The sequence below is a fragment of the Plantactinospora sp. CA-290183 genome (assembly GCF_050936375.1).
Classification (GTDB): domain Bacteria; phylum Actinomycetota; class Actinomycetes; order Mycobacteriales; family Micromonosporaceae; genus Plantactinospora.
The window spans coordinates 16,164-35,044 of sequence record NZ_JBNJMX010000019.1 but is presented as its reverse complement, the minus strand read 5'-3'; the positions used below and the strand labels follow the sequence as shown (position 1 = coordinate 35,044).

Here is an 18,881-nt window from a genome sequence, read left to right as displayed (position 1 = left end):
GCGTCGAGCGTCATGCGGCGGGTCGCGGTGGTGGGCAACTCCGGCTCGGGCAAGACCACGCTCGGCCAGGCCCTCGCGGAGCGGCTCCGGGTGCCGTTCGTCGAGCTGGACGGCATCTACCACCAGGCGGGCTGGCAACCGCTGCCGGTGGCGGACTTCCGGCGGCGGGTCGCGGCGCTGGTGGGCGGCCCGGCCTGGGTGATCGACGGCAACTACTCCGCGGTCCGGGACCTGGTCTGGGCGTACGCGGACACGGTGGTCTGGCTGGACCTGCCCCGCCGTACGGTGATGCGGCAGGTCCTGCTCCGCACGGTGCGCCGGGCGGTGATCCGGACCGAGCTGTGGAACGGCAACCGGGAGTCGTTGACCGGGCTGTTCCGGCTGGATCCCGCCGAGTCGGTGCTCCGGTGGTCGTGGACCCGGCACGAGGTCTACCGCCGCCGGTACGCCGACGCGATGAACGATCCCCGGCACGCACACCTCGGCTTCGTCAGGATCGCCTCGCGGGCGGACGCGGCGCGTCTGCTGGCCGGGGCGGTCCCGCCGGGCTAGCCAGCCGGCGCGGCCGCCGGTGCCCGGCGCGCAGCCCGGACCGGATGGTGGCGGCGGTCTCCCGCCGACCGAGTCCGGCCCGCCGCGCCGCGTCGGTCAGCGCCAGGTCGATGTCGTGCACGTCCAGCAGGTCCGCGCCGGCCAACTGGCCGAGGTGGTAGGCGGCGCGGTAGAGGGTGTCGTTGCGGGTGCCGACCCGCGCGCCGGCCACCGCGTTCGCCTCGGCCGTGAGCGCCGCGCTCGCGTACCGGTCGGGGTGCCGGACCGGCACCGCGATGCCGGGTCGGACGCCGGCGCTCCCGCCGGGGATGCCGTGCACGGGCTCGCCGGCGCCCCCGCCGGAGATGCCGTGCACGGGCGGCGGGAAGAGCAGCCGGGCCAGCGCGGCCGGGCAGTCGGCGAGCGGGGTGGCCAGCGGGCGTACCCAGCGGTAGTGCGCGCCGCTGGCGTGCCGGGACGGCGGCACGACGACGTAGCCGCCGACGCCGCGCCAGTCGACCCCGGGCAGCAGGCCGGCCCGGTTGCCGGTGCCGGTCGGAGCCAGGTAGACGTGCCAGCCGCCGGAGCCGGTCCGGACGACCGGCCCGGGGACCGGACGGTCGCCGAGGCGGTCGCGGAGCGCGGCCAGGCCGGCCCGGCCGTCGATGTCGCAGACGTCGAACCGGATACCGGTGCGCAGGCCGAGATTGGCGCCCGGCCAGCGGGCCCACCACTGCCGGATCCGGTCGGGCCGGGTGGTGGCGTCGTGCAGGCCGTGCCGGAGCAGCGTGCGGTGCCACCGGGGATGCTTGCCGGGGCGGTCGCAGTCCGGCCGGCCGCAGTCGCAGCCGGTGGCGGTCGGCGCGTGCAGCGGAAGGACGGGCACGCCGGCGGCGGCGTACTCCAGGGCGGCGCGGAGCAGAGGCGACATCATCCGACCTCCTCGCCCACCAAGGGTATTCGAACGGGCGTTCGATTGGCGAGGGTCGCGCAGCGGCGTCCACCGGTGGTGGCGCCCCGGGCGGGCGGACGCGCTCAGCCGTCGGCGCCCGCCGCAGGGACGAGGCAGGTCACCAGTTCCGGCCACGACTCCACCCGCCGTACCGTCGCCAGGTGCTCCCGGTGGGCGCGTACCTCGGGCTCCCGGGGACGGAAGAGGAAGCGGTGGGGCACGGTCTCCAGGTAGGAGAGCACCTCCAGCCGGTCGTCGACGAAGTGCGTCAGTCCCAGCGCGGCGGCGATCGGCGCCTTCGCCTGTCGGGTACGGCAGAAGTGCACGTTCCCGGGGTCGATCCCGGTACGGGAGTGGAAGTCGTGGTACGCCAGCCACTCCCGGGTGCGCCGCTCGACCCGCTCGCCGCACTTCGACACCAGGTGCACGTGCGCACCGAACACCCGGTCGACCAGGGTCGCCAGCGCCTCGAAGACGCCCGGCATCGGCGGCGTACGCCCCACGTCGGCCAGCAGCGAGGTGTCCGTCTCCGCGTGCCCCTCCGCCGGACCGGCCGGATAGAGCTGGTCGACCGGCTGGATGATCACACCACCGATGTCCACGCCCAGTCGCATGTGCCAGATCGTCCCCCGGTCACCGGCACCGGCGCCAGTGGGTCACCGGGTGCCGCCCGGTTTCGCCTTCGACCACCCTCGATGTGGTCCTTGCCTTCGACCGCCCTCGATGTGTCACGCTGGCCGGCATGGATGTGAAGACGACGCGCGTACTGGGCCGCAGCGGCATCGAGGTCAGCGCCCTCGGCCTGGGCTGCTGGGCGATCGGCGGCCCCTGGTACGAGGGTGACCAGCCGCTGGGCTGGGGGCAGGTGGACGACGAGGAGTCGGTGCGGGCCATCCGGCGCGGCCTCGAACTCGGTGCCACCCTCTTCGACACGGCCGACGTCTACGGCGCCGGGCACAGCGAGCGGGTGCTGGCCCGGGCCCTCGCCGGGCACCGGGACGAGGTGGCGATCGCCACCAAGTGGGGTTACACCTTCGACGAGGCCGCGAAGCAGGCCACCGGCCCGGACCCGTCCCCGGGGTACCTGCGCCGGGCGGTCACCGCCTCCCTGGGGCGGCTGGCCACCGACCGGATCGACCTCTACCAACTGCACCTCGGCGACCTCCCCGTCGGGCAGGCCGACGAACTGCTCGGCACGCTGGAGGAGCTGGTCTCCGAGGGCCTCATCCGCTCGTACGGCTGGAGCACCGACGATCCCGACCGGGCCGAGGCGTGGGCGACCGGGGGAGCGCACTGCACCGCCGTCCAGCACTCGTTCTCGGTACTCCAGGACGCCCCGGAGGTGCTGGCGGTCTGCGAGCGCCACGACCTGGCCAGCGTCAACCGGGGACCGCTCGGCATGGGGCTGCTGACCGGCAAGTTCTCCACCTCCTCGACGCTGGCCGCCGACGACGTACGCGGGATAGCGCCGGTGTGGCTGGACTGGTTCCGGGACGGCCGGCCGGCGCCGGAGTGGCTCCTTGGGTCGCCGCCGTACGGGAGACGCTGACCGTGGACGGCCGGACGTTGGCGCAGGGCGCGCTCGGCTGGCTCTGGGCGCGCAGCGGCAGGACCGTACCGATCCCCGGCTTCCGTACGGTCGCCCAGGTGGAGGAGAACGTCGGCGCGCTGGCGTACGGGCCGCTGCCGGCGGAGCGGGTCGCCGAGGTCGACCGCCTCCTCGCCGAACTGCGGGCCGGCCCGCCCGTCACGGCGAGCTGACGCGCGGCTAGCGCCCCGCGCCGCCGCGCCCCGCCCCGCCGCGCAAGATCGCCGTGATCAGGGAGCCGAATCGCGACGCGCCGAACGACACGCGGAACCAGCCCTGATCATAGATCTTCAGGGCGGGGGTGGTGGTGACGGGGGTTAGTGGGGGGTGTGGTCTTTGCGTAGCTGGTCGGAGAGGTGGGCGGGCATCGGGTCGTGGCGGGCGAAGGTACGGCGGAAGGTGCCGCTGCCGGAGGTCATCGAGCGCAGCTCGACGGCGTACCGGACCAGTTCGGTGGCCGGCACCTCGGCCCGGACCAGCGTGTGCGCCACGGCGGCCGGATCCGGCTCGGTGCCCAGCACCCGGCCCCGGCGCCCGGACAGGTCGCCCAGCACCGCGCCGACCGCGGTGTCCGGCACCCGGATCACCACCTCGTCGACCGGCTCCAGCAGGGTCACCTGCCCCTTCTCGGCCGCGTCGCGCAGGGCCAGCGAGCCGGCGGTCTGGAACGCCGCGTCGGAGGAGTCGACGCTGTGCGCCTTGCCGTCCACCAGCGTCACCCGGACGTCCACCATCGGGTAGCCGGCGACGATGCCCCGGTCCAGTTGGCTCCGTACGCCCTTCTCCACCGACGGGATGTAGTTGTGCGGCACCGCGCCGCCGACCACCCGGTCGGCGAACTCGAAGCCACCACCCCGGGGCAGCGGCTCCACCTCGATGTCGCAGACGGCGTACTGGCCGTGGCCGCCGGACTGCTTCACGTGCCGGCCGTGTCCCTTCGACGCGACCGCGAACGTCTCCCGGAGCGCGACCCGGACCGGTTCGGTGTCCAGCTCGACCCCGCCGGCCCGGAGCCGGTCGAGCACCACCTCGGCGTGCGCCTCCCCCATGCACCAGAGCACCAGTTGGTGGGTCTCCGGGTTGCGCTCCAGCCGCATCGTCGGGTCGCCGGTGACCAGCCGGGACAGGTTCTTGGCCAGGGCGTCCTCGTCGGCCCGGCTGTGGGCCACGATCGCCACCGGCAGCAGCGGCTCGGGCATCTCCCAGGGCTCGATGAGCAGCGGGTGCTCCTTCGCGGAGATCGTGTCGCCGGTCTCCGCGCTGCCGGACTTGGTGATCGCGCAGATGTCCCCGGCGACGCAGTGCGGCACCTCGCGCAGAGCGGCGCCCAGCGGCGCGTAGACGTGCGCGATCCGCTCGTCCGCGTCGTGGTCCGGGTGGCCGCGTTCGGCCATGCCGTGGCCGGAGACGTGCACCGTCTGGTCCGGGCGCAGCGTGCCGGAGAAGACCCGCACCAGGGAGACCCGGCCGACGTGCCGGTCGATGGTGGTCTTGACCACCTCGGCCACCAGCGGCCCGTCCGGGGCGCAGACCAGCGGCGGCTGCGGCGAGCCGTCGACGCCGGTGACGGTGGGCAGGTCGTGCTCCAGCGGCGTCGGGAACGCCGAGGTCAGCACCTCCAGCAGGGCGTCGACGCCGAGCCCGGTCTCGGCGCAGACCGGTACCACCGGGTAGAAGTGCCCGCGCGCGACGGCCTTCTCCAGGTCGTCGATCAGGACCTGGACCTCGATCTCCTCCCCGCCCAGGTAGCGGTCCAGCAGGGTCTCGTCCTCGCTCTCGGCGATGATCCCCTCGATCAGCTCGTTGCGGGCCTCGCCGATCGCCGGCAGGTGCTCGGGGTCCGGTTCCCGCACGGCGGGCGGGAGCCCGCCGGAGTAGTCGAAGACCCGGCGGGTGATCAGCCCCAGCAGACCGGCCACGCTCGTGCCGTCGTCGGCCAGCATCGGCAGGTAGAGCGGGAGCACGTTGTCGCCGAAGACCCGCTGGCACAGTGCCACCGTCTCGTCGAAGTCCGCCCGCTGGTGGTCCAGCCGGGTGACCGCCACGGCCCGGGGCATGCCGACCGCGGCGCACTCCTCCCAGAGCGCGGCGGTGGCGGCGTCCATGCCGTCCACCGACGAGACGACGAAGAGCGCGGCGTCCGCGGCCCGCAGCCCGGCCCGCAGCTCGCCGACGAAGTCCGCGTAGCCGGGGCTGTCCAGCAGGTTGACCTTCACCCCCCGGTGCATCAGGGGTGCGCAGCAGAGGGTGATCGAGCGCTGCTGCCGTACCGCGGCGGGATCGTGGTCGCAGACCGTGGTGCCCTCGACGACCGAACCGGCCCGGGAGATCGTGCCGGTCGCCGCCAACAGCGCCTCGACCAGCGTCGTCTTCCCCGCGCCGGAGTGGCCGACCAGCACCACGTTGCGAACCCTGCCGGGCTCGTCCACCACCGGCGCCGGGCCGGTGAACCCCTTCTCCTGACTCTTCTGCGCCATCGGGCGCACCTCCCTGTGCCGGTGGTTGGTGGCGACCGCCGCGTGCGACGGGGGAGCTGCCCTGGCGACTCCGCGGCGATATCCTCGGGTGGCCTGCTGTGCACGGGGGAACGCGCGGGGTGTCGAGGTGAGCCACGTCACGTTCCTCCCCCGATCTCACACCCGTACAACACGTGACACAACCCCGCACGGCCAACTAGGCGCCACCGGGCGTACCGCCGAGTGCCGGCCGCCCGTTATGGTGGGACCGCCATGGCGAAGATCTTCCAAGTGTCCGCCCGCGCGGGCCTGACCCGAGTCGTCGAACCCATCGCCCGGACCCTGCTGCGGGTCGGGGTGACGCCCAACGCCGTCACCGTCGCCGGCACCCTCGGGGTGCTGGCCGGCGCGATCGGCCTGGGCGCCCGGGGGCATCTGGTGGCGGGGGCGCTGGTGGTGACCTTCTTCGCGCTGACCGACCTGCTCGACGGGACCATGGCCCGGATGCGCGGCGGGTCCACCCGGTTCGGCGCGTTCCTCGACTCGAGCATGGACCGGGTCGCCGACGGCGCGGTCTTCGGCGCGGTCGCCTACTGGCTGGCCACCCAGGGCAACCGGGTCGGGGTGGCCGCCGCGCTGGTCTGCCTGGTCGCCGGTGGCCTGGTCTCCTACGTCAAGGCGCGCGCCGAAGGGCTCGGCATCAGCTGCAACGTCGGCATCGCCGAGCGCACCGAGCGGCTGCTGATCGTCGGGGTGGGTGGCCTGCTCACCGGCCTCGGGCTGGACTGGGCGCTGACCGCCGCGCTCTGGCTGCTCGCCGCCGTCTCGATCTTCACCATCGGGCAGCGGATGCTGCACGTCTACCGGCAGGCACAGCGGGCCGAGCTGGGCGTGGACGCGTGACCGGGCGGCGGGCACGGCGGTGACGCCGGTCGAGTTCGCCTACCTGGCGGGCTGGCGCGCGGTGCGCGCGCTGCCCCGGCCGGTCGCCGCGGCCATGTTCCGGGCTGCCGCGGACCGCGCCCACCGCCGGCGGGGCCGTGGGGTGGAGCGGCTGGCCGGCAACCTGCGCCGGGTGGTCGGGCCGGAACTGCCCGAACCGGAGCTGGACCACCTGGTACGCCAGGGGCTGCGCTCGTACGCCCGGTACTGGATGGAGATGTTCCGGCTGCCCTCGCTCAGCCGCGAGCAGGCCCGGGAGAACTTCCGGCTGGAGGGGGTCGAACTCCTCGCCGCCGACATGGCCGCCGGTCGGGGAGCCGTGGTGGCCCTGCCGCACGCCGGCAACTGGGACGCCGCCGGTGCCTGGGTGGCGGCGATGGGCTGGCCGATGGTGACCGTGATGGAGCGGCTCAAGCCGGAGGGGGTCTACGAGCGGTTCGTGGCCTTCCGGCGGACGCTCGGGATGGAGATCCTGCCGGTCTCCGGCGGCGGGCGGCCCTCCTTCGACGTGCTGGTCGAGCGGCTCCGCGAGGGGTACGTCGTCCCGCTGCTGGCCGATCGGGACCTGTCGGCGCGCGGGGTGGAGGTGCGCTTCTTCGGCGGCCGTACCCGGATGCCCGCCGGACCGGCCCTGCTGGCCATCCGGACCGGCGCGCCGCTCTACGTGGCCTCGATGTGGTACGAACCGGACGGCCCGCGGGCCCGGCTGGAGGGTCCGCTGGAGCTGCCCGAACCGGACAGCGCGCCACTGGACCAGCGGGTCCGGGCGGTGACCCAGCGGATCGCCGACGAGCTGGCGGCCGGGATCGCCCGGCATCCGGAGGACTGGCACATGCTCCAGCGGTTGTGGCTGGACGATCCCGGGGCGGCGGAGGCCGCCGGCCCGGCGCGGGCCGGATCGGCGGCCGGGCACCCGGTGCCGGGTTCGGCGACCTCGGCGGCGACCTCCCGCGCGACGGGTCCGGCGTCCGGTTCCGGGCCGGCCTGAGGGAAGGGGCCCAGTGCGGATCGGCATCGTGTGTCCGTACTCCTTCGACGTGCCGGGCGGGGTGCAGAACCACATCGTCGACCTGGCCGAGGCGCTGATCGGTCTCGGACACGAGGTGAGCGTGCTCGCCCCGGCCGACGAGGACTCGCCGCTGCCGCCGTACGTGGTGCCGGCCGGGCGCTCGGTGCCGCTGCCGTACAACGGGTCGGTGGCCCGGATCACCTTCGGGCCGGTCTCCACCGCCCGGGTACGCCGGTGGTTGTCCCGGGGCCGGTTCGACGTGCTGCACGTGCACGAACCGTTCGCGCTCAGCCTCTCGCTGCTCGCCGTCCTCTCCGCCCGGGGGCCGGTGGTGGCCACCTTCCACACCGCGATGACCCGGTCCCGGGCGCTGGCCGCCGCCCAGGGCGTCCTCCAACTCGTCCTGGAGCGGATCACCGCCCGGATCGCGGTGAGCGCGCTGGCCCGCAAGGTACAGGTGGAGCACCTGGACAGCGGCGCGGTGGAGATCCCCAACGGGGTCGCGGTGGCGAAGTTCGCGCACGCCGAGCCGCTGCCCGGCTGGCCGGGGCCGTGCGGCCGGGGCGAGGGTGGCACGCTGGGCTTTCTCGGCCGGTTCACCGAGCCGCGCAAGGGGTTCGGGGTGCTGCGGGAGGCCTTCGTCGGGCTCGCGCCGCGGCGGCCCGGCCTGCGGCTGCTGGTCGCCGGCCCGGGTGACGTCGCCGAGCTGCACGACGGGGTACCACCGGAGCTGCGCGACCGGATCACCTTCCTCGGCCAGGTCTCCGAGGAGGACAAGGCGCGGATGCTGCGCAGCGTGGACCTCTACGTCGCACCGAACGTCGGGGGCGAGTCCTTCGGCATGATCCTCACCGAGGCGATGGCCGCCGGGACGACGGTGGTCGCCAGCGACCTGGACGCCTTCCGGCGGGTGCTGGACGGTGGCCGGGCCGGCGAACTCTTCCCGACCGGGGACGCGGCGGCGCTGCGGCGTACGCTCGCGACGCTGCTGGACGACCCGGTGCGCCGCACCGAGCTGTCGGGCTGCGCCGCGCAGGTCGTCGCGGCGTTCGACTGGCCGACGGTGGCCCGCCGGGTCCTGGAGGTGTACGCCACCGCGATCGAGGCGACCGACGGCCGGGTGCTGGACGAGGAGTGGACCGGGCCGGCCTGAGCCGGGCTCGGGAGTGGCCACGCGACCGCGATGGACGCGTCGGGACCGGGAGAGCGAGGCCGCACTACGATGCCGGGCATGTGGTGGGTGGTGGGCGCGGTCGTCGTGGTCGTCCTGGTTTCGGCGTACCTGGCCTGGACGGCGGCCCGGGTCGACCGGCTGCACCACCGGGTGGAGTCGGCGGCCCGCGCGCTCGACGCCCACCTGCTGCGCCGGGCCGCCGCCGCCGCGGTGCTGGCCGAGGAGCGGTACGCCGTCGAGCTGTACGCGATCTCCCGGATCGCGCTCGACGCCGAGGGTGACGAACGGATGGCCGCCGAGAACGACCTGACCCGGCATCTGCGGTTGTCGCCGCTGGATCCGGAGGATCCGGCCGCCGGGGCGGTCATCGGGGCCAGCCGGCGACTCGGGCTGGCCCGGCAGGTGCACACCGACCTGGTCCGCGACGCGCTCTCGGTGCGGCGGCGGCCGCTGGTCCGGCTGTGCCGGATGGCGCGCCGGCACGAGTGCCCGCGCTACTTCGACATCGACGACCCGACCCTGAGCACCCGTCCGGGGCTGTCCGTCGGCTGAACCGCTCCGCCGGCTGATCCGCTCCGCCGGCTGATCCGCTCCCCGGCGCCCCGCTCGGCGGCGTCGGGCGCCTCGGCGGCCCGCCCGGCCGGCGCCCCGCCGCTTGAGGGCGCCCCTGCCCGGTCGGCGCCCGGCCGCCGCGGCGCGGGTCGGCGCCGAGCGGGCCGCCGCCCGTGGGGGACGTCGGCGTGAGCCGGGCCACAGGGCAGGCCACGAGAGGGTTGATTGGCTGTCGGTGCCGGCCGGGATCGCGCGTAGCATCGAATGCGGACCTGAGTCGCCGGCCCCCGAGGTCGGCCGTCCAGCCACCCGAACCGATTGCCGAGGAGCGAGAACGCCGTGCCCGAATCCAGCGCCCAGTCCGGTTCCGAGCTGTCCACCCCGGCTGCCGAGCAGACGGCCACCGCCGCGCCGGTGATCGGCACCGCGCGGGTCAAGCGGGGCATGGCCGAGATGCTCAAGGGCGGCGTGATCATGGATGTGGTCACCGCCGAGCAGGCGAAGATCGCCGAGGACGCGGGCGCGGTCGCGGTGATGGCCCTGGAGCGGGTGCCGGCCGACATCCGGGCCCAGGGCGGGGTCTCCCGGATGAGCGACCCCGACATGATCGACGGCATCATCAACGCCGTCTCCATCCCGGTGATGGCCAAGGCCCGGATCGGCCACTTCGTCGAGGCCCAGGTGTTGCAGGCGCTCGGCGTGGACTATGTGGACGAGTCCGAGGTGCTGACCCCGGCGGACTACGCCAACCACATCGACAAGTGGGCGTTCACGGTGCCGTTCGTCTGCGGGGCCACCAACCTGGGCGAGGCGCTGCGCCGGATCACCGAGGGCGCGGCGATGATCCGCTCCAAGGGTGAGGCCGGCACCGGTGACGTCTCCAACGCGACCACGCACATGCGGAAGATCCGCGGCGAGATCCGCCGCCTCAGCTCGCTGGCCCCCGACGAGCTGTACGTCGCGGCGAAGGAGCTCCAGGCGCCGTACGAGCTGGTCAAGGAGATCGCCGAGACCGGGAAGCTGCCGGTGGTGCTCTTCACCGCTGGCGGCATCGCCACCCCGGCGGACGCGGCGATGATGATGCAGCTCGGCGCGGAGGGCGTCTTCGTCGGGTCCGGCATCTTCAAGGCCGGCAACCCGGCCCAGCGCGCCGCCGCCATCGTCAAGGCGACCACCTTCCACGACGACCCGGACGTGCTGGCCAAGGTGTCGCGCGGGCTCGGCGAGGCGATGGTCGGGATCAACGTCGACGACATCCCGGTGCCGCACCGGTTGGCCGAGCGCGGCTGGTGAGCGCGGGGAGGACGGACGTGACGATCGGAGTGCTCGCGCTCCAGGGTGACGTACGTGAGCATCTGCACGCGTTGACCTCGGCGGGCGCGACCGCCCGGCCGGTCCGCCGGCCGGAGGAGCTGGAACGGGTCGACGGCCTCGTCATCCCCGGCGGGGAGTCGACCACGATGAGCAAGCTGGCCGACGTCTTCGAGCTGCGGGAGCCGATCCGCAAGCGGATCGAGGGCGGCATGCCGGTGTACGGCTCCTGCGCCGGCATGATCATGTTGGCCACCGAGGTGCTGGACGGCCGCCCCGACCAGCAGGGCTTCGGCGGCATCGGGATGACGGTGCGGCGCAACGCCTTCGGTCGGCAGGTCGACTCGTTCGAGGCGCCGGTCGAGATCACCGGGGTGCCGGGGCCGCCGTTCCACGCCGTCTTCATCCGCGCCCCCTGGGTGGAGCGGGTCGCCGACGGGGTCGAGGTGCTCGGGCGGGTGAGCGCGGGGCCGGCCGCCGGCCGGATCGTGGCGGTCCGGCAGGGCAACGCGGTCGCCACCGCCTTCCATCCGGAACTCACCGGCGACCTGCGGGTGCACCGCTACTTCGCCGAACTGGTCGGCGAGGCGGCCGGCTGAGCCGTCCGGCCCGACCGGCGGCACCGGGCGGTCTCGTCCCGCCCCGATTGGCGCAGTGTTCGACTCGGCGACGCCAGGCGTGAACCCGGCGGCCGGGCGTCGGTAGGATTGTCGCTGGTTTCGGCGATTCACGACGGCGATGGCGCGCGGTGCGGTCGACGCAGGCAGCGGGTAGCAACGGAGGTATTCATGTCCGGCCACTCAAAGTGGGCGACGACCAAGCACAAGAAAGCGGTCATCGACGCCAAGCGCGGCAAGATGTTCGCAAAGCTCATCAAGAACGTCGAGGTCGCGGCGCGTACCGGTGGCGGCGACCCGGCGGGCAACCCGACGCTGTACGACGCCATCCAGAAGGCGAAGAAGAACTCGGTACCCAACGAGAACATCGACCGGGCGGTGAAGCGCGGTTCGGGTCTGGAGGCCGGCGGCGCCGACTGGCAGACGGTGATGTACGAGGGGTACGGCCCCGGCGGCGTCGCCCTGCTCATCGAGTGCCTGACCGACAACCGGAACCGGGCGGCGACCGAGGTGCGCACCGCGCTGACCCGCAACGGCGGCTCGCTGGCCGACGCCGGCTCGGTGTCCTACATGTTCTCCCGCAAGGGCGTCGTGATCGTTCCCAAGGCGGGGCTCTCCGAGGACGACGTGCTGCTGGCCGTGCTCGACGCCGGGGCGGAGGAGGTCAACGACCTCGACGAGGCGTTCGAGGTGATCTCCGAGCCGGGCGACCTGATCGCGGTACGGACGGCGCTGCAGGAGGCCGGCATCGAGTACGAGTCGGCGGAGTCCTCACTGGTCCCCAGCGTCACCGTCCCGCTGGACGAGGAGGGCGCGCGCAAGGTGTTCAAGCTGATCGACGCCCTGGAGGACTCCGACGACGTGCAGAACGTCTTCGGCAACTTCGACGTCTCCGACGAGGTCATGGCGGCGGTCGGCTGAGCCTACCGGCGGTCCGCCCGGTTAGGATCAACGGACGCCACTGTCCGGGGGAGGCGCCGTGGGTGAACGCCGGGAGGCCTGGTTCTGCCGCCTCGACCGGTCGGCCCTGCGCCATGACGACGCCGACGAGCTGAGCCTGTACCTGGGGCGCACCGAGGCCCCGGGGTGGACACCGGTGCGAGCCCGGGACGTCACCGACGTGCCGGGCGCGGACGGGCACTACCGGCTCCAGGTGATCGGGTCGCTGCCGGTGACCGACGGGGAGCTGCGGCGCTGGAACGAGGCCGCCGAGGCGTCCCTGCGCGAGCTGGCCGGGGCGGAGGGCGACCTGTCGCGGGTACGGGACCTCGCCCGGACGTGGCGACACATCCGGATGGTGCCGTTGGCGGGCGCCCGGCTCCGCCGACGGGAACGCCTCGGGGAGGAGCGCTTCCGCCAGCGGTTCCGGGCGGTGGCGGCGGCGTACCTGCCGGTCCGGCGGGAGGTCGAGGAACGGTTGGCGCAGCGGCACGCCGAGCGGCAGGAGAAACTGCGGCGCGGGCGGGAGCGCGCCGAGGCGAGCCGCCGGGCGTACCAGGCGAGTTTCGACGCGTACTGGGCCCGGTTCGAGCGCTTCGACGCCGCCGCCCGGCTTCCACTGTGGAGCTACGAGGTGCGGGACGGCACCGCGTACGTCTCGGTGGCCCCGTCCCCGACCTCGGCGGTGGACGCGACCGAGCTGGCCGGAACGCTGCTCGGCGGCCCGGTCGAGTGGGCCGAGGCGGCTCGCCGGGCGGCGGAGCAGACCGTCGGGGCCGGCGAGTTCGACAGCTGGTGGCGCCGGGTCGACGGTCGGGTGCGCAACCAGCGGGCCCGGGACGAGGCGGTGGCGCTGGTCGTCGAGGCGATCGACGGGACCTGCCGGGCGTTGGAGGCGGCCGGCCGGCCGGATCTGGTGGCCATCACCGGCGACTCGTCGCCCCGGCAGAGCGTCCTCGGCTGGCAGGTCGGCTTCGACTGCTCCGCGCTGACGGTGGCGCCGCCGGTCGTACCGCCGCCGCCGCTTCCCCTGCACCAGGACAGCGGGGGCCGCTGGTGGTACCGGACGTTCGACAAGGACCACGGCAGGCCGGGGCACGGCAGCGCGGTCCGGGACGTGGTGCTGGCGGCGGGCCGGCCGCGCGGGGGCCCGACCGGGCAGCCGTACTGGTTTCCCGACGGTTACCGCGTCGCCGAGACCAGGACCGACGGCTACACCGACTACACCCGGCACCGGCGCCGCTGGGAGTTCGAGAGCCCGCAACGGTTCGCCGCCGTCCTCTTCGAGGACGAGGTGCGGTACTGGAGCTCCACCTCGTCCCACCGGGGGACGTACTCCTTCCGGCTGGCCGAGTTCGCGGACCCGGCGGAGTTCGGTCCGTTCGTCCGGGTCGTGGCGCGGGTCGTGGCGGACGGCTTCCTCCGGCTCGTTTCGTCCTGACCGCCGGCTCGGCCGGGTGACCGGCGCCCGGCCCGTGCCGACCGGGCGCACCCCGAGCGACCCGTCGGGCGCCGGGCGTCCGGTATCGGGCATCGGGTTCGCTGCCTGTAGAGCTGGGCGCACCACCGGGGCAGCCAGCGGGCGCACCACCGGGGCACCTCTACAGGTCGCGTCGCCTCGCGTCGGTCGCCGACCCCGGCGGGCGGCCCACGGCGGGAACGCCAGCGCGCGTCCGGTGCGGTACGTCGCGATCTCGTGGCCGGGACGGCCGGCGGGGTGCGGGCCGGACGTGACAGGCTGGACCTGCCGGTCCACCTGCGGCGCCGGCGCGGCGGGACGCGGGAGGACGGATGTCGTCGATCAGGGCCGTCTTGCTGGACTGGCGGGGCACCCTCGTCTTCACCCCGCCGGAGTCGGTCTGGGTGCAGCGCTCGCTGCGCCGGGCCGGGCTGGACTGTTCGACGCCCGAGGTGCGCCGGATCGAGGCGGCGCTGGGGGACGCCCTGCGCCGTCCGGAGGTCCAGCGGCTCTGGGACCGCGCCGACCAGTCCGTGGCGCTGCACCGGGAGAGCTACCGCCGGCTGTTCGCCGCCGCCGGGATCCCCGACGAGATCGCCGCGGCGCTGTACGCGGTCGAGTCCGATCCGGCCGAGAACCCCTTCGCGCCCGACGTACCGGCCACGCTGGCGGCGCTGGCCGGGGCGGGGATCCGGATCGCGGTGATCAGTGACATCCACTTCGACCTGCGGCCGGTCTTCGCGGCGGCGGGCCTGGACCGCCATGTCGACCGCTACGTGCTGTCGTTCGAGCGCGGCGTCCAGAAGCCGGACCGGGCCATCTTCCGGATCGCGCTGGCAGAGCTGGGGGTGGAGCCGGCCGAGGCGCTGATGGTCGGTGACCGCTCGGGCCACGACGGCGGGGCGGTGGAGGCCGGCATCCCGACCCTGCTGCTGCCGCCGCTGACCGACCCGGGCCAGGAGCGGCTGCACCTGGTGCTCGCGACCTGCGGAATCGCCGCTCGCCCGGTCCAGCTGCCGGGGGCGCTCCGGTGATCTGACCGGAGGTGAGCCCGCTCACAATACGAAACGATACGGTCCCGTTTCGGTTCTTCTCTCGTTATGGTCGGAGCGGTTCGAGAAACTTCCCCGCGGCCCGATCCGGGCACGCGGGATGTCGGGGGGACACCAAAGCATGGAATTAACCCACAACACCGGGCACCCGAGGCGCTGGGCCATCCTCGGGGTGCTCGTCGTCAGCCTGCTGGTGATCGTGCTGGACAACACCGTCCTGAACGTCGCCCTGCGGACGCTGGCCGACCCGGTGCACGGCCTCGGCGCGACCCAGGGCCAGCTGGAGTGGTCCATCAACTCCTACACCCTGGTCTTCGCCGGGCTGCTCTTCACGTTCGGCGTGCTCGGCGACCGCTGGGGGCGCAAGTGGTTCCTCCAGGCCGGTCTCGCGCTCTTCGGACTGGCCTCGCTGCTCTCCGCGTACGCGCAGAGTCCCGGTCAACTGATCGGCGCCCGGGCGCTGATGGGCATCGGCGCCGCCGCCGTGATGCCGGTGACCCTGTCGATCATCTCCAACGTCTTCGACCCCCGCGAGCGCGGGCGGGCCATCGGGGTCTGGGCCGGGGCCGTGGGCCTCGGCGTGGCCATCGGCCCGGTGCTGGGCGGGCTGCTGCTGGAGAACTACTGGTGGGGCTCGGTCTTCCTGATCAACGTGCCGGTGGTGCTGATCGGCATGGTCGCGGCGGCGCTGCTGGTGCCGAACTCGCGGGACCCGAAGCCCGGCCGGATCGACGTGGTCGGCGTACTGCTCTCGGTGGTCGGTCTGGTCCTGCTCTCGTACGGCATCATCGACGGTGGTGAGCACGGCTTCGGCCGCCCGCTGGTCTGGGCCTCGATCGTCGGTGGCCTGGTGGTGCTGGCCGCGTTCGTGGCCTGGGAACGGCGGGTTGCCTACCCGTCGCTGGACGTACGGCTGTTCCGGGTGCCCCAGTTCGCGGCCCCGGTGGCGGTGATCGGTCTGGTCTTCTTCGCCGCCATGGGCGTGATGTTCTTCAGCGCCTTCTACCTCCAGCTCGTCCGCGGCTACAGCCCGTTGCAGACCGGCCTGCTGATGCTGCCGTTCGCGGCCGCCCAGCTGGTCTTCGCACCGCGCAGCGCGGCCATGGTCAAGCGGTACGGCGGCCGGACCGTCGCCGTGGTCGGCCTGGTGCTGACCGCCGGGGCGCTGGGCGCGTTCGCCTTCGCCACCGCCGACACGCCGATCTGGATCATCGGGGTGATCTTCTTCGCCCAGGGCGTCGGCATGGCGAACATCATGCCGCCGGCCACCGAGTCGATCATGTCGGCGCTGCCCCGGGAGAAGGCCGGGGTGGGCTCGGCGGTCAGCAACACCGTCCGCCAGGTCGCCGGCGCGCTCGGCGTGGCGGTGCTCGGCTCCGTGCTCTCCGGGGTGTACCGCGACCAGATCGCACCCGCCGCCGAGGCGCTCCCGGCACCGGCCCGGGACGCGGCCACCGAGTCGGTCTCCGGCGCGTACGCGGTGGCGGAGCGGCTCGGCCCGGCGGGCCAGGCGGTGATCTCCGCCGCCAACGACGCCTTCGTCTCGGCGATGCACTGGGCGGCGGGACTCTCGGCGATCTTCGCCGCGCTCGGCATCGTCGTGGTGCTGCGCTGGCTGCCCGGCCGCCCGGTCGAGGAGCCGGCGCGGCCGCCGGAGCCGGCGGTCGATCCCGAGTTGGCCGTGGTCTCGTAGCCGCGCGACAATGGTTTACATGACCGAAACAACGGATGCTCCGCGGGCGCCTGGACGCCCGCGGAGCATCCGCGCGGACGAGGCGATCCTGGAGGCCGCACTCGACCTGCTCGCCGAGGGGAGCACCATCGAGGCGCTGTCGATCGAGGCGATCGCCACCCGGGCCGGGGTGGGCAAGGCGACGATCTACCGGCGCTGGACCGGCAAGGAGGCGTTGCTCCAGGACGCGCTGCGCCGGCTCAAGCCGCCGCCGTCGGAGCCCCCGGGCCGGTCGGTCCGGGAGGACCTGGTCACGCTGGTCGGCGCGTCCGGGCACAACCCCGACCCACGGGTCGGGCGGATCATGCCCTGCCTGATGCCCACGATCAACCGCAGCCCCGAGCAGTACCGGCTCTACCAGGAGCTGGTCGAGCCGCGCCGGCGGATGCTGCGCGAGGTGCTGCGCCGGGGCGTCGAGACCGGCGAACTCCGCGCCGACCTCGACCCGGAACTCACCGTCGCGCTGCTGACCGCCCCGCTGGTGATGCAGCGACTGCTGCGCGCCAACCCCAACCTGGACGAACAAGACCTGCCGGAGCGGCTCGTCGACGCGGTCATCGCCGGCATCGCCGCCCGCTGAGGCGGCCACCCGCCGACCCGACCGGCGCGCCGCCGGCCCGACCGGCGGCGCTAGCCCGGCGGGGTGCCCCGGAGCCGGTGCAGCCGCAGCGCGAGCTGCACCTCCAGGGCCCGGTCCGGCTTCTGCCACTCCGGGCCCAGTAGCTGGCCCACCCGCTCCAGCCGCTGGGTGACGGTGTTGACGTGCACGTGCAGCACCTCCGCCGCCCGGGCCAGGCTGCCACCCACCCCGAAGTACGCCTCCAGCGTCTTCACCAGCGCGGTGCCCCGCCGGGCGTCGTAGTCGACCACCGGCCCCACCGTGCCGGCGAGGAACCGGCCCACCTCCCGGTCGCCGCCCTCGTCCACCGCGCCCAGCAGCAGGCCCACGAAGCCCAGCTCACCGCTGCTCGCCCCCTCACCGGTCCGGCCCAGCGCCCAGAGCGCCCGCAGGCACCGGTCCGCCTCCCGGAACGCCTCCGCCAGCGACGCCGGTCCGGTGGAGGGCCCGCTCGCCCCGGCGGTCACCGGTCGGTTGACCACCCGGGCCAGATCCCGGGCCACCGACCGGGCCGCCACGCCCGCGTCCCGCCCCGGCAGCATCAGCACCACCCGGCCGTCCCGGGCCGCGGCCAGGCCGCCGAGCGTCGAGGCGTACGTGACGGCCCAGGAGGCGACCCGCTGCCGGACCGAGACGCTGCCGGCCAGCGCGTCGTCGCCGACCGCGACCAGCACGTGCGGGGCGTCCAGGTCCACGCCCAACCGGCCGGCCCGGCCCCGCAGCGCCGCCACGTCGCGCACCGGCCGGGCCAGCAGGTCGTCGAGCAGCTCGCCCCGGACCCGCCCCTCGGCCTCGGCCACCGTCTGCCGGAAGAGCAGCAGCAGCGCGGTGACCAGCGCCGCCCGCTCCAGGATGCGCTGGTCGGCGTCGACCAGGTCCTCGTCCGGGCGCAGCACCAGCGCGCCGAGGTTCTCCGTACCGGCGACCACGGCGGCGTACCAGAGCGCACCCCGCCGGACGCTGCGTCCCTCCGTACGGGAGGCGACCACCGCCTCGTCCAGGGCCGTCCGCTCCGGCTCGTCGATCTCGCCGACCCGGGCCAGCGGTCGCCCGTGCGCGTCCAACGCCAGCAGGGCCCCGCCGAGCACCTCGGTCACCGCCGCCGCCACGTCCTCCACACCCCCGCCGCGCAGGACCAGCCGGGTCATCCGGTCGTGTGCCGCGGCGGCCCGCTCCACCGAGGCGCTGTGCGCCTGGATCGTCGCGTTCGCGGCGGAGAGCTCCGTCAGCGCGTCCCGGGTCTCGGCGAGCAGCCGGGCGGTGTCGATCGCCACCGCCGCGTGCGCCGCGAGGGAGAGCAGCAGCGAGACCTCCTCCCGGGCGAACGGCCGGGCCGACCGGTTGGCCGCGTAGAGCACCCCGATCACGCTCGACCCGAGCCGCAGCGGCACGCCCAGGATGGCGACCAGCCCCTCCTCGCGTACCCCGGCGTCGATCTCACCGGTGTGGTGGAAGCGCTCGTCCTCCGGATAGTTCGCCGTCACGTACGGCGTGCCGGTCTGCGCGACCAGGCCGCCGAGGCCCGCCCCCATCGGCAGCCGCAGCCCCTGGAACCGCGCCGAGATCGAGCCGTCGGTGACCCGCATGTAGGTGTCACCGCGCTCGTCGTCGTTGAGCGTCATGTACGCCACGTCGGTGCCGAGCAGGTGCCGGGCCCGGTGCACGATCGCGCGCAGTACGGCGTCCACGTCCCGCAGTCCGGCCAGGTCACCGGCGGTGTCGTACAGGCCGGAGAGCTCCACCTCCCGGCGCCGGCGCCGCTCCAGCAGCCCGCGGACCCGCAGTGCCACCAGCTTCGCCTGCTCCAGCTCGGCCAGCCGGTCCGCGGTGGTGCCGGCCGCCCGGGCAGCCAGCAGCGGACCCTCGAACTCCACCGGGGCGGCCTCCCGGGCCAGCAGTTCGAGGAACTCGATCGGCGAGGTCACGGCGTCCATTCTGCGGAGGGGAT

15 protein-coding genes and 2 pseudogenes are annotated in these 18,881 nt (G+C 74.3%); 13 read left to right on the top strand and 4 right to left on the bottom strand.

Annotated features, from left to right (window positions below; genetic code table 11):
- Window positions 1-12: 12 nt before the first annotated feature.
- Entirely contained in the window at window positions 13-552 is a 540-nt protein-coding gene (locus ACQEUR_RS20830) for a shikimate kinase (protein ID WP_433033745.1), read from the top strand.
- On the opposite strand, the gene ACQEUR_RS20825 is transcribed toward ACQEUR_RS20830, so the two are convergent.
- Window positions 491-1,465 (bottom strand): bifunctional DNA primase/polymerase, encoded by a 975-nt coding sequence (locus tag ACQEUR_RS20825; protein WP_433033743.1) that lies wholly within the window; start codon window positions 1,463-1,465, stop codon window positions 491-493. The genes ACQEUR_RS20830 and ACQEUR_RS20825 overlap by 62 nt on opposite strands.
- Before the next feature lie 101 nt (window positions 1,466-1,566).
- Window positions 1,567-2,097 (bottom strand): hypothetical protein, encoded by a 531-nt coding sequence (locus ACQEUR_RS20820; protein WP_433033740.1) that lies wholly within the window; start codon window positions 2,095-2,097, stop codon window positions 1,567-1,569.
- Window positions 2,098-2,225: 128 nt separating this feature from the next.
- On the opposite strand from ACQEUR_RS20820, the pseudogene ACQEUR_RS20815 reads away from it, so the two are divergent.
- A pseudogene (locus ACQEUR_RS20815) lies at window positions 2,226-3,244 on the top strand (aldo/keto reductase).
- 144 nt (window positions 3,245-3,388) lie between these two features.
- Here the strand turns inward: ACQEUR_RS20815 and ACQEUR_RS20810 are convergent.
- Window positions 3,389-5,548, bottom strand: a complete 2,160-nt coding sequence (locus tag ACQEUR_RS20810; RefSeq protein ID WP_433033737.1) for an elongation factor G-like protein EF-G2 — start codon at window positions 5,546-5,548, stop codon at window positions 3,389-3,391.
- A gap of 252 nt (window positions 5,549-5,800) precedes the next feature.
- On the opposite strand from ACQEUR_RS20810, the gene pgsA reads away from it, so the two are divergent.
- The 11 genes and pseudogenes from pgsA (at window position 5,801) to ACQEUR_RS20755 (ending at window position 16,894) form a co-directional block, all read left to right on the top strand.
- The gene (gene pgsA / locus ACQEUR_RS20805; RefSeq protein WP_433033734.1) at window positions 5,801-6,430 is read left to right on the top strand and encodes a phosphatidylinositol phosphate synthase; all 630 of its coding nucleotides are present in this window, start codon (window positions 5,801-5,803) and stop codon (window positions 6,428-6,430) included.
- Window positions 6,431-6,449: 19 nt separating this feature from the next.
- Window positions 6,450-7,352: pseudogene (locus ACQEUR_RS20800) on the top strand (phosphatidylinositol mannoside acyltransferase); the annotation flags it as partial.
- Between the two features lie 118 nt (window positions 7,353-7,470).
- The gene (locus tag ACQEUR_RS20795; RefSeq protein WP_433033731.1) at window positions 7,471-8,631 is read left to right on the top strand and encodes a glycosyltransferase family 4 protein; all 1,161 of its coding nucleotides are present in this window, start codon (window positions 7,471-7,473) and stop codon (window positions 8,629-8,631) included.
- 69 nt (window positions 8,632-8,700) lie between these two features.
- The gene (locus tag ACQEUR_RS20790; protein ID WP_433033728.1) at window positions 8,701-9,204 is read left to right on the top strand and encodes a hypothetical protein; all 504 of its coding nucleotides are present in this window, start codon (window positions 8,701-8,703) and stop codon (window positions 9,202-9,204) included.
- Between the two features lie 372 nt (window positions 9,205-9,576).
- Window positions 9,577-10,497: a pyridoxal 5'-phosphate synthase lyase subunit PdxS gene (gene pdxS / locus ACQEUR_RS20785; RefSeq protein ID WP_433033828.1), complete on the top strand. Its 921-nt coding sequence runs from the start codon at window positions 9,577-9,579 to the stop codon at window positions 10,495-10,497.
- Window positions 10,494-11,114: a pyridoxal 5'-phosphate synthase glutaminase subunit PdxT gene (gene pdxT / locus ACQEUR_RS20780; RefSeq protein ID WP_433033725.1), complete on the top strand. Its 621-nt coding sequence runs from the start codon at window positions 10,494-10,496 to the stop codon at window positions 11,112-11,114. The genes pdxS and pdxT overlap by 4 nt, the downstream gene beginning before the upstream one ends.
- A gap of 189 nt (window positions 11,115-11,303) precedes the next feature.
- Window positions 11,304-12,053, top strand: coding sequence for a YebC/PmpR family DNA-binding transcriptional regulator (locus tag ACQEUR_RS20775; protein WP_433033722.1), 750 nt, complete (start codon window positions 11,304-11,306; stop codon window positions 12,051-12,053).
- Between the two features lie 58 nt (window positions 12,054-12,111).
- Window positions 12,112-13,512 carry a hypothetical protein gene (locus ACQEUR_RS20770; protein WP_433033720.1) on the top strand — a complete coding sequence of 467 codons (1,401 nt, stop codon included), beginning with the start codon at window positions 12,112-12,114 and terminating at the stop codon, window positions 13,510-13,512.
- 350 nt (window positions 13,513-13,862) lie between these two features.
- A complete protein-coding gene (locus ACQEUR_RS20765; protein WP_433033716.1) occupies window positions 13,863-14,564 on the top strand; it encodes an HAD family hydrolase in 702 nt (233 codons plus the stop codon).
- 139 nt (window positions 14,565-14,703) lie between these two features.
- Window positions 14,704-16,275 (top strand): MFS transporter, encoded by a 1,572-nt coding sequence (locus ACQEUR_RS20760; RefSeq protein ID WP_433033713.1) that lies wholly within the window; start codon window positions 14,704-14,706, stop codon window positions 16,273-16,275.
- 10 nt (window positions 16,276-16,285) lie between these two features.
- On the top strand, window positions 16,286-16,894 hold the full coding sequence (locus ACQEUR_RS20755; RefSeq protein WP_433033710.1) for a TetR/AcrR family transcriptional regulator: 609 nt from the start codon (window positions 16,286-16,288) through the stop codon (window positions 16,892-16,894).
- 50 nt (window positions 16,895-16,944) lie between these two features.
- On the opposite strand, the gene ACQEUR_RS20750 is transcribed toward ACQEUR_RS20755, so the two are convergent.
- A complete protein-coding gene (locus ACQEUR_RS20750) occupies window positions 16,945-18,867 on the bottom strand; it encodes a helix-turn-helix domain-containing protein (RefSeq protein ID WP_433033707.1) in 1,923 nt (640 codons plus the stop codon).
- Window positions 18,868-18,881: the final 14 nt, after the last annotated feature.

Coding starts and splice junctions, on each gene's coding strand:
- ACQEUR_RS20830 (WP_433033745.1), top strand. CDS start 13: ATGCGGCGGGTCGCGGTGGTGGGCAACTCCGGCTCGGGCAAGACCACG.
- ACQEUR_RS20825 (WP_433033743.1), bottom strand. CDS start 1,465: ATGATGTCGCCTCTGCTCCGCGCCGCCCTGGAGTACGCCGCCGCCGGC.
- ACQEUR_RS20820 (WP_433033740.1), bottom strand. CDS start 2,097: ATGCGACTGGGCGTGGACATCGGTGGTGTGATCATCCAGCCGGTCGAC.
- ACQEUR_RS20810 (WP_433033737.1), bottom strand. CDS start 5,548: ATGGCGCAGAAGAGTCAGGAGAAGGGGTTCACCGGCCCGGCGCCGGTG.
- pgsA (WP_433033734.1), top strand. CDS start 5,801: ATGGCGAAGATCTTCCAAGTGTCCGCCCGCGCGGGCCTGACCCGAGTC.
- ACQEUR_RS20790 (WP_433033728.1), top strand. CDS start 8,701: ATGCCGGGCATGTGGTGGGTGGTGGGCGCGGTCGTCGTGGTCGTCCTG.
- ACQEUR_RS20775 (WP_433033722.1), top strand. CDS start 11,304: ATGTCCGGCCACTCAAAGTGGGCGACGACCAAGCACAAGAAAGCGGTC.
- ACQEUR_RS20765 (WP_433033716.1), top strand. CDS start 13,863: ATGTCGTCGATCAGGGCCGTCTTGCTGGACTGGCGGGGCACCCTCGTC.
- ACQEUR_RS20760 (WP_433033713.1), top strand. CDS start 14,704: ATGGAATTAACCCACAACACCGGGCACCCGAGGCGCTGGGCCATCCTC.
- ACQEUR_RS20755 (WP_433033710.1), top strand. CDS start 16,286: ATGGTTTACATGACCGAAACAACGGATGCTCCGCGGGCGCCTGGACGC.
- ACQEUR_RS20750 (WP_433033707.1), bottom strand. CDS start 18,867: ATGGACGCCGTGACCTCGCCGATCGAGTTCCTCGAACTGCTGGCCCGG.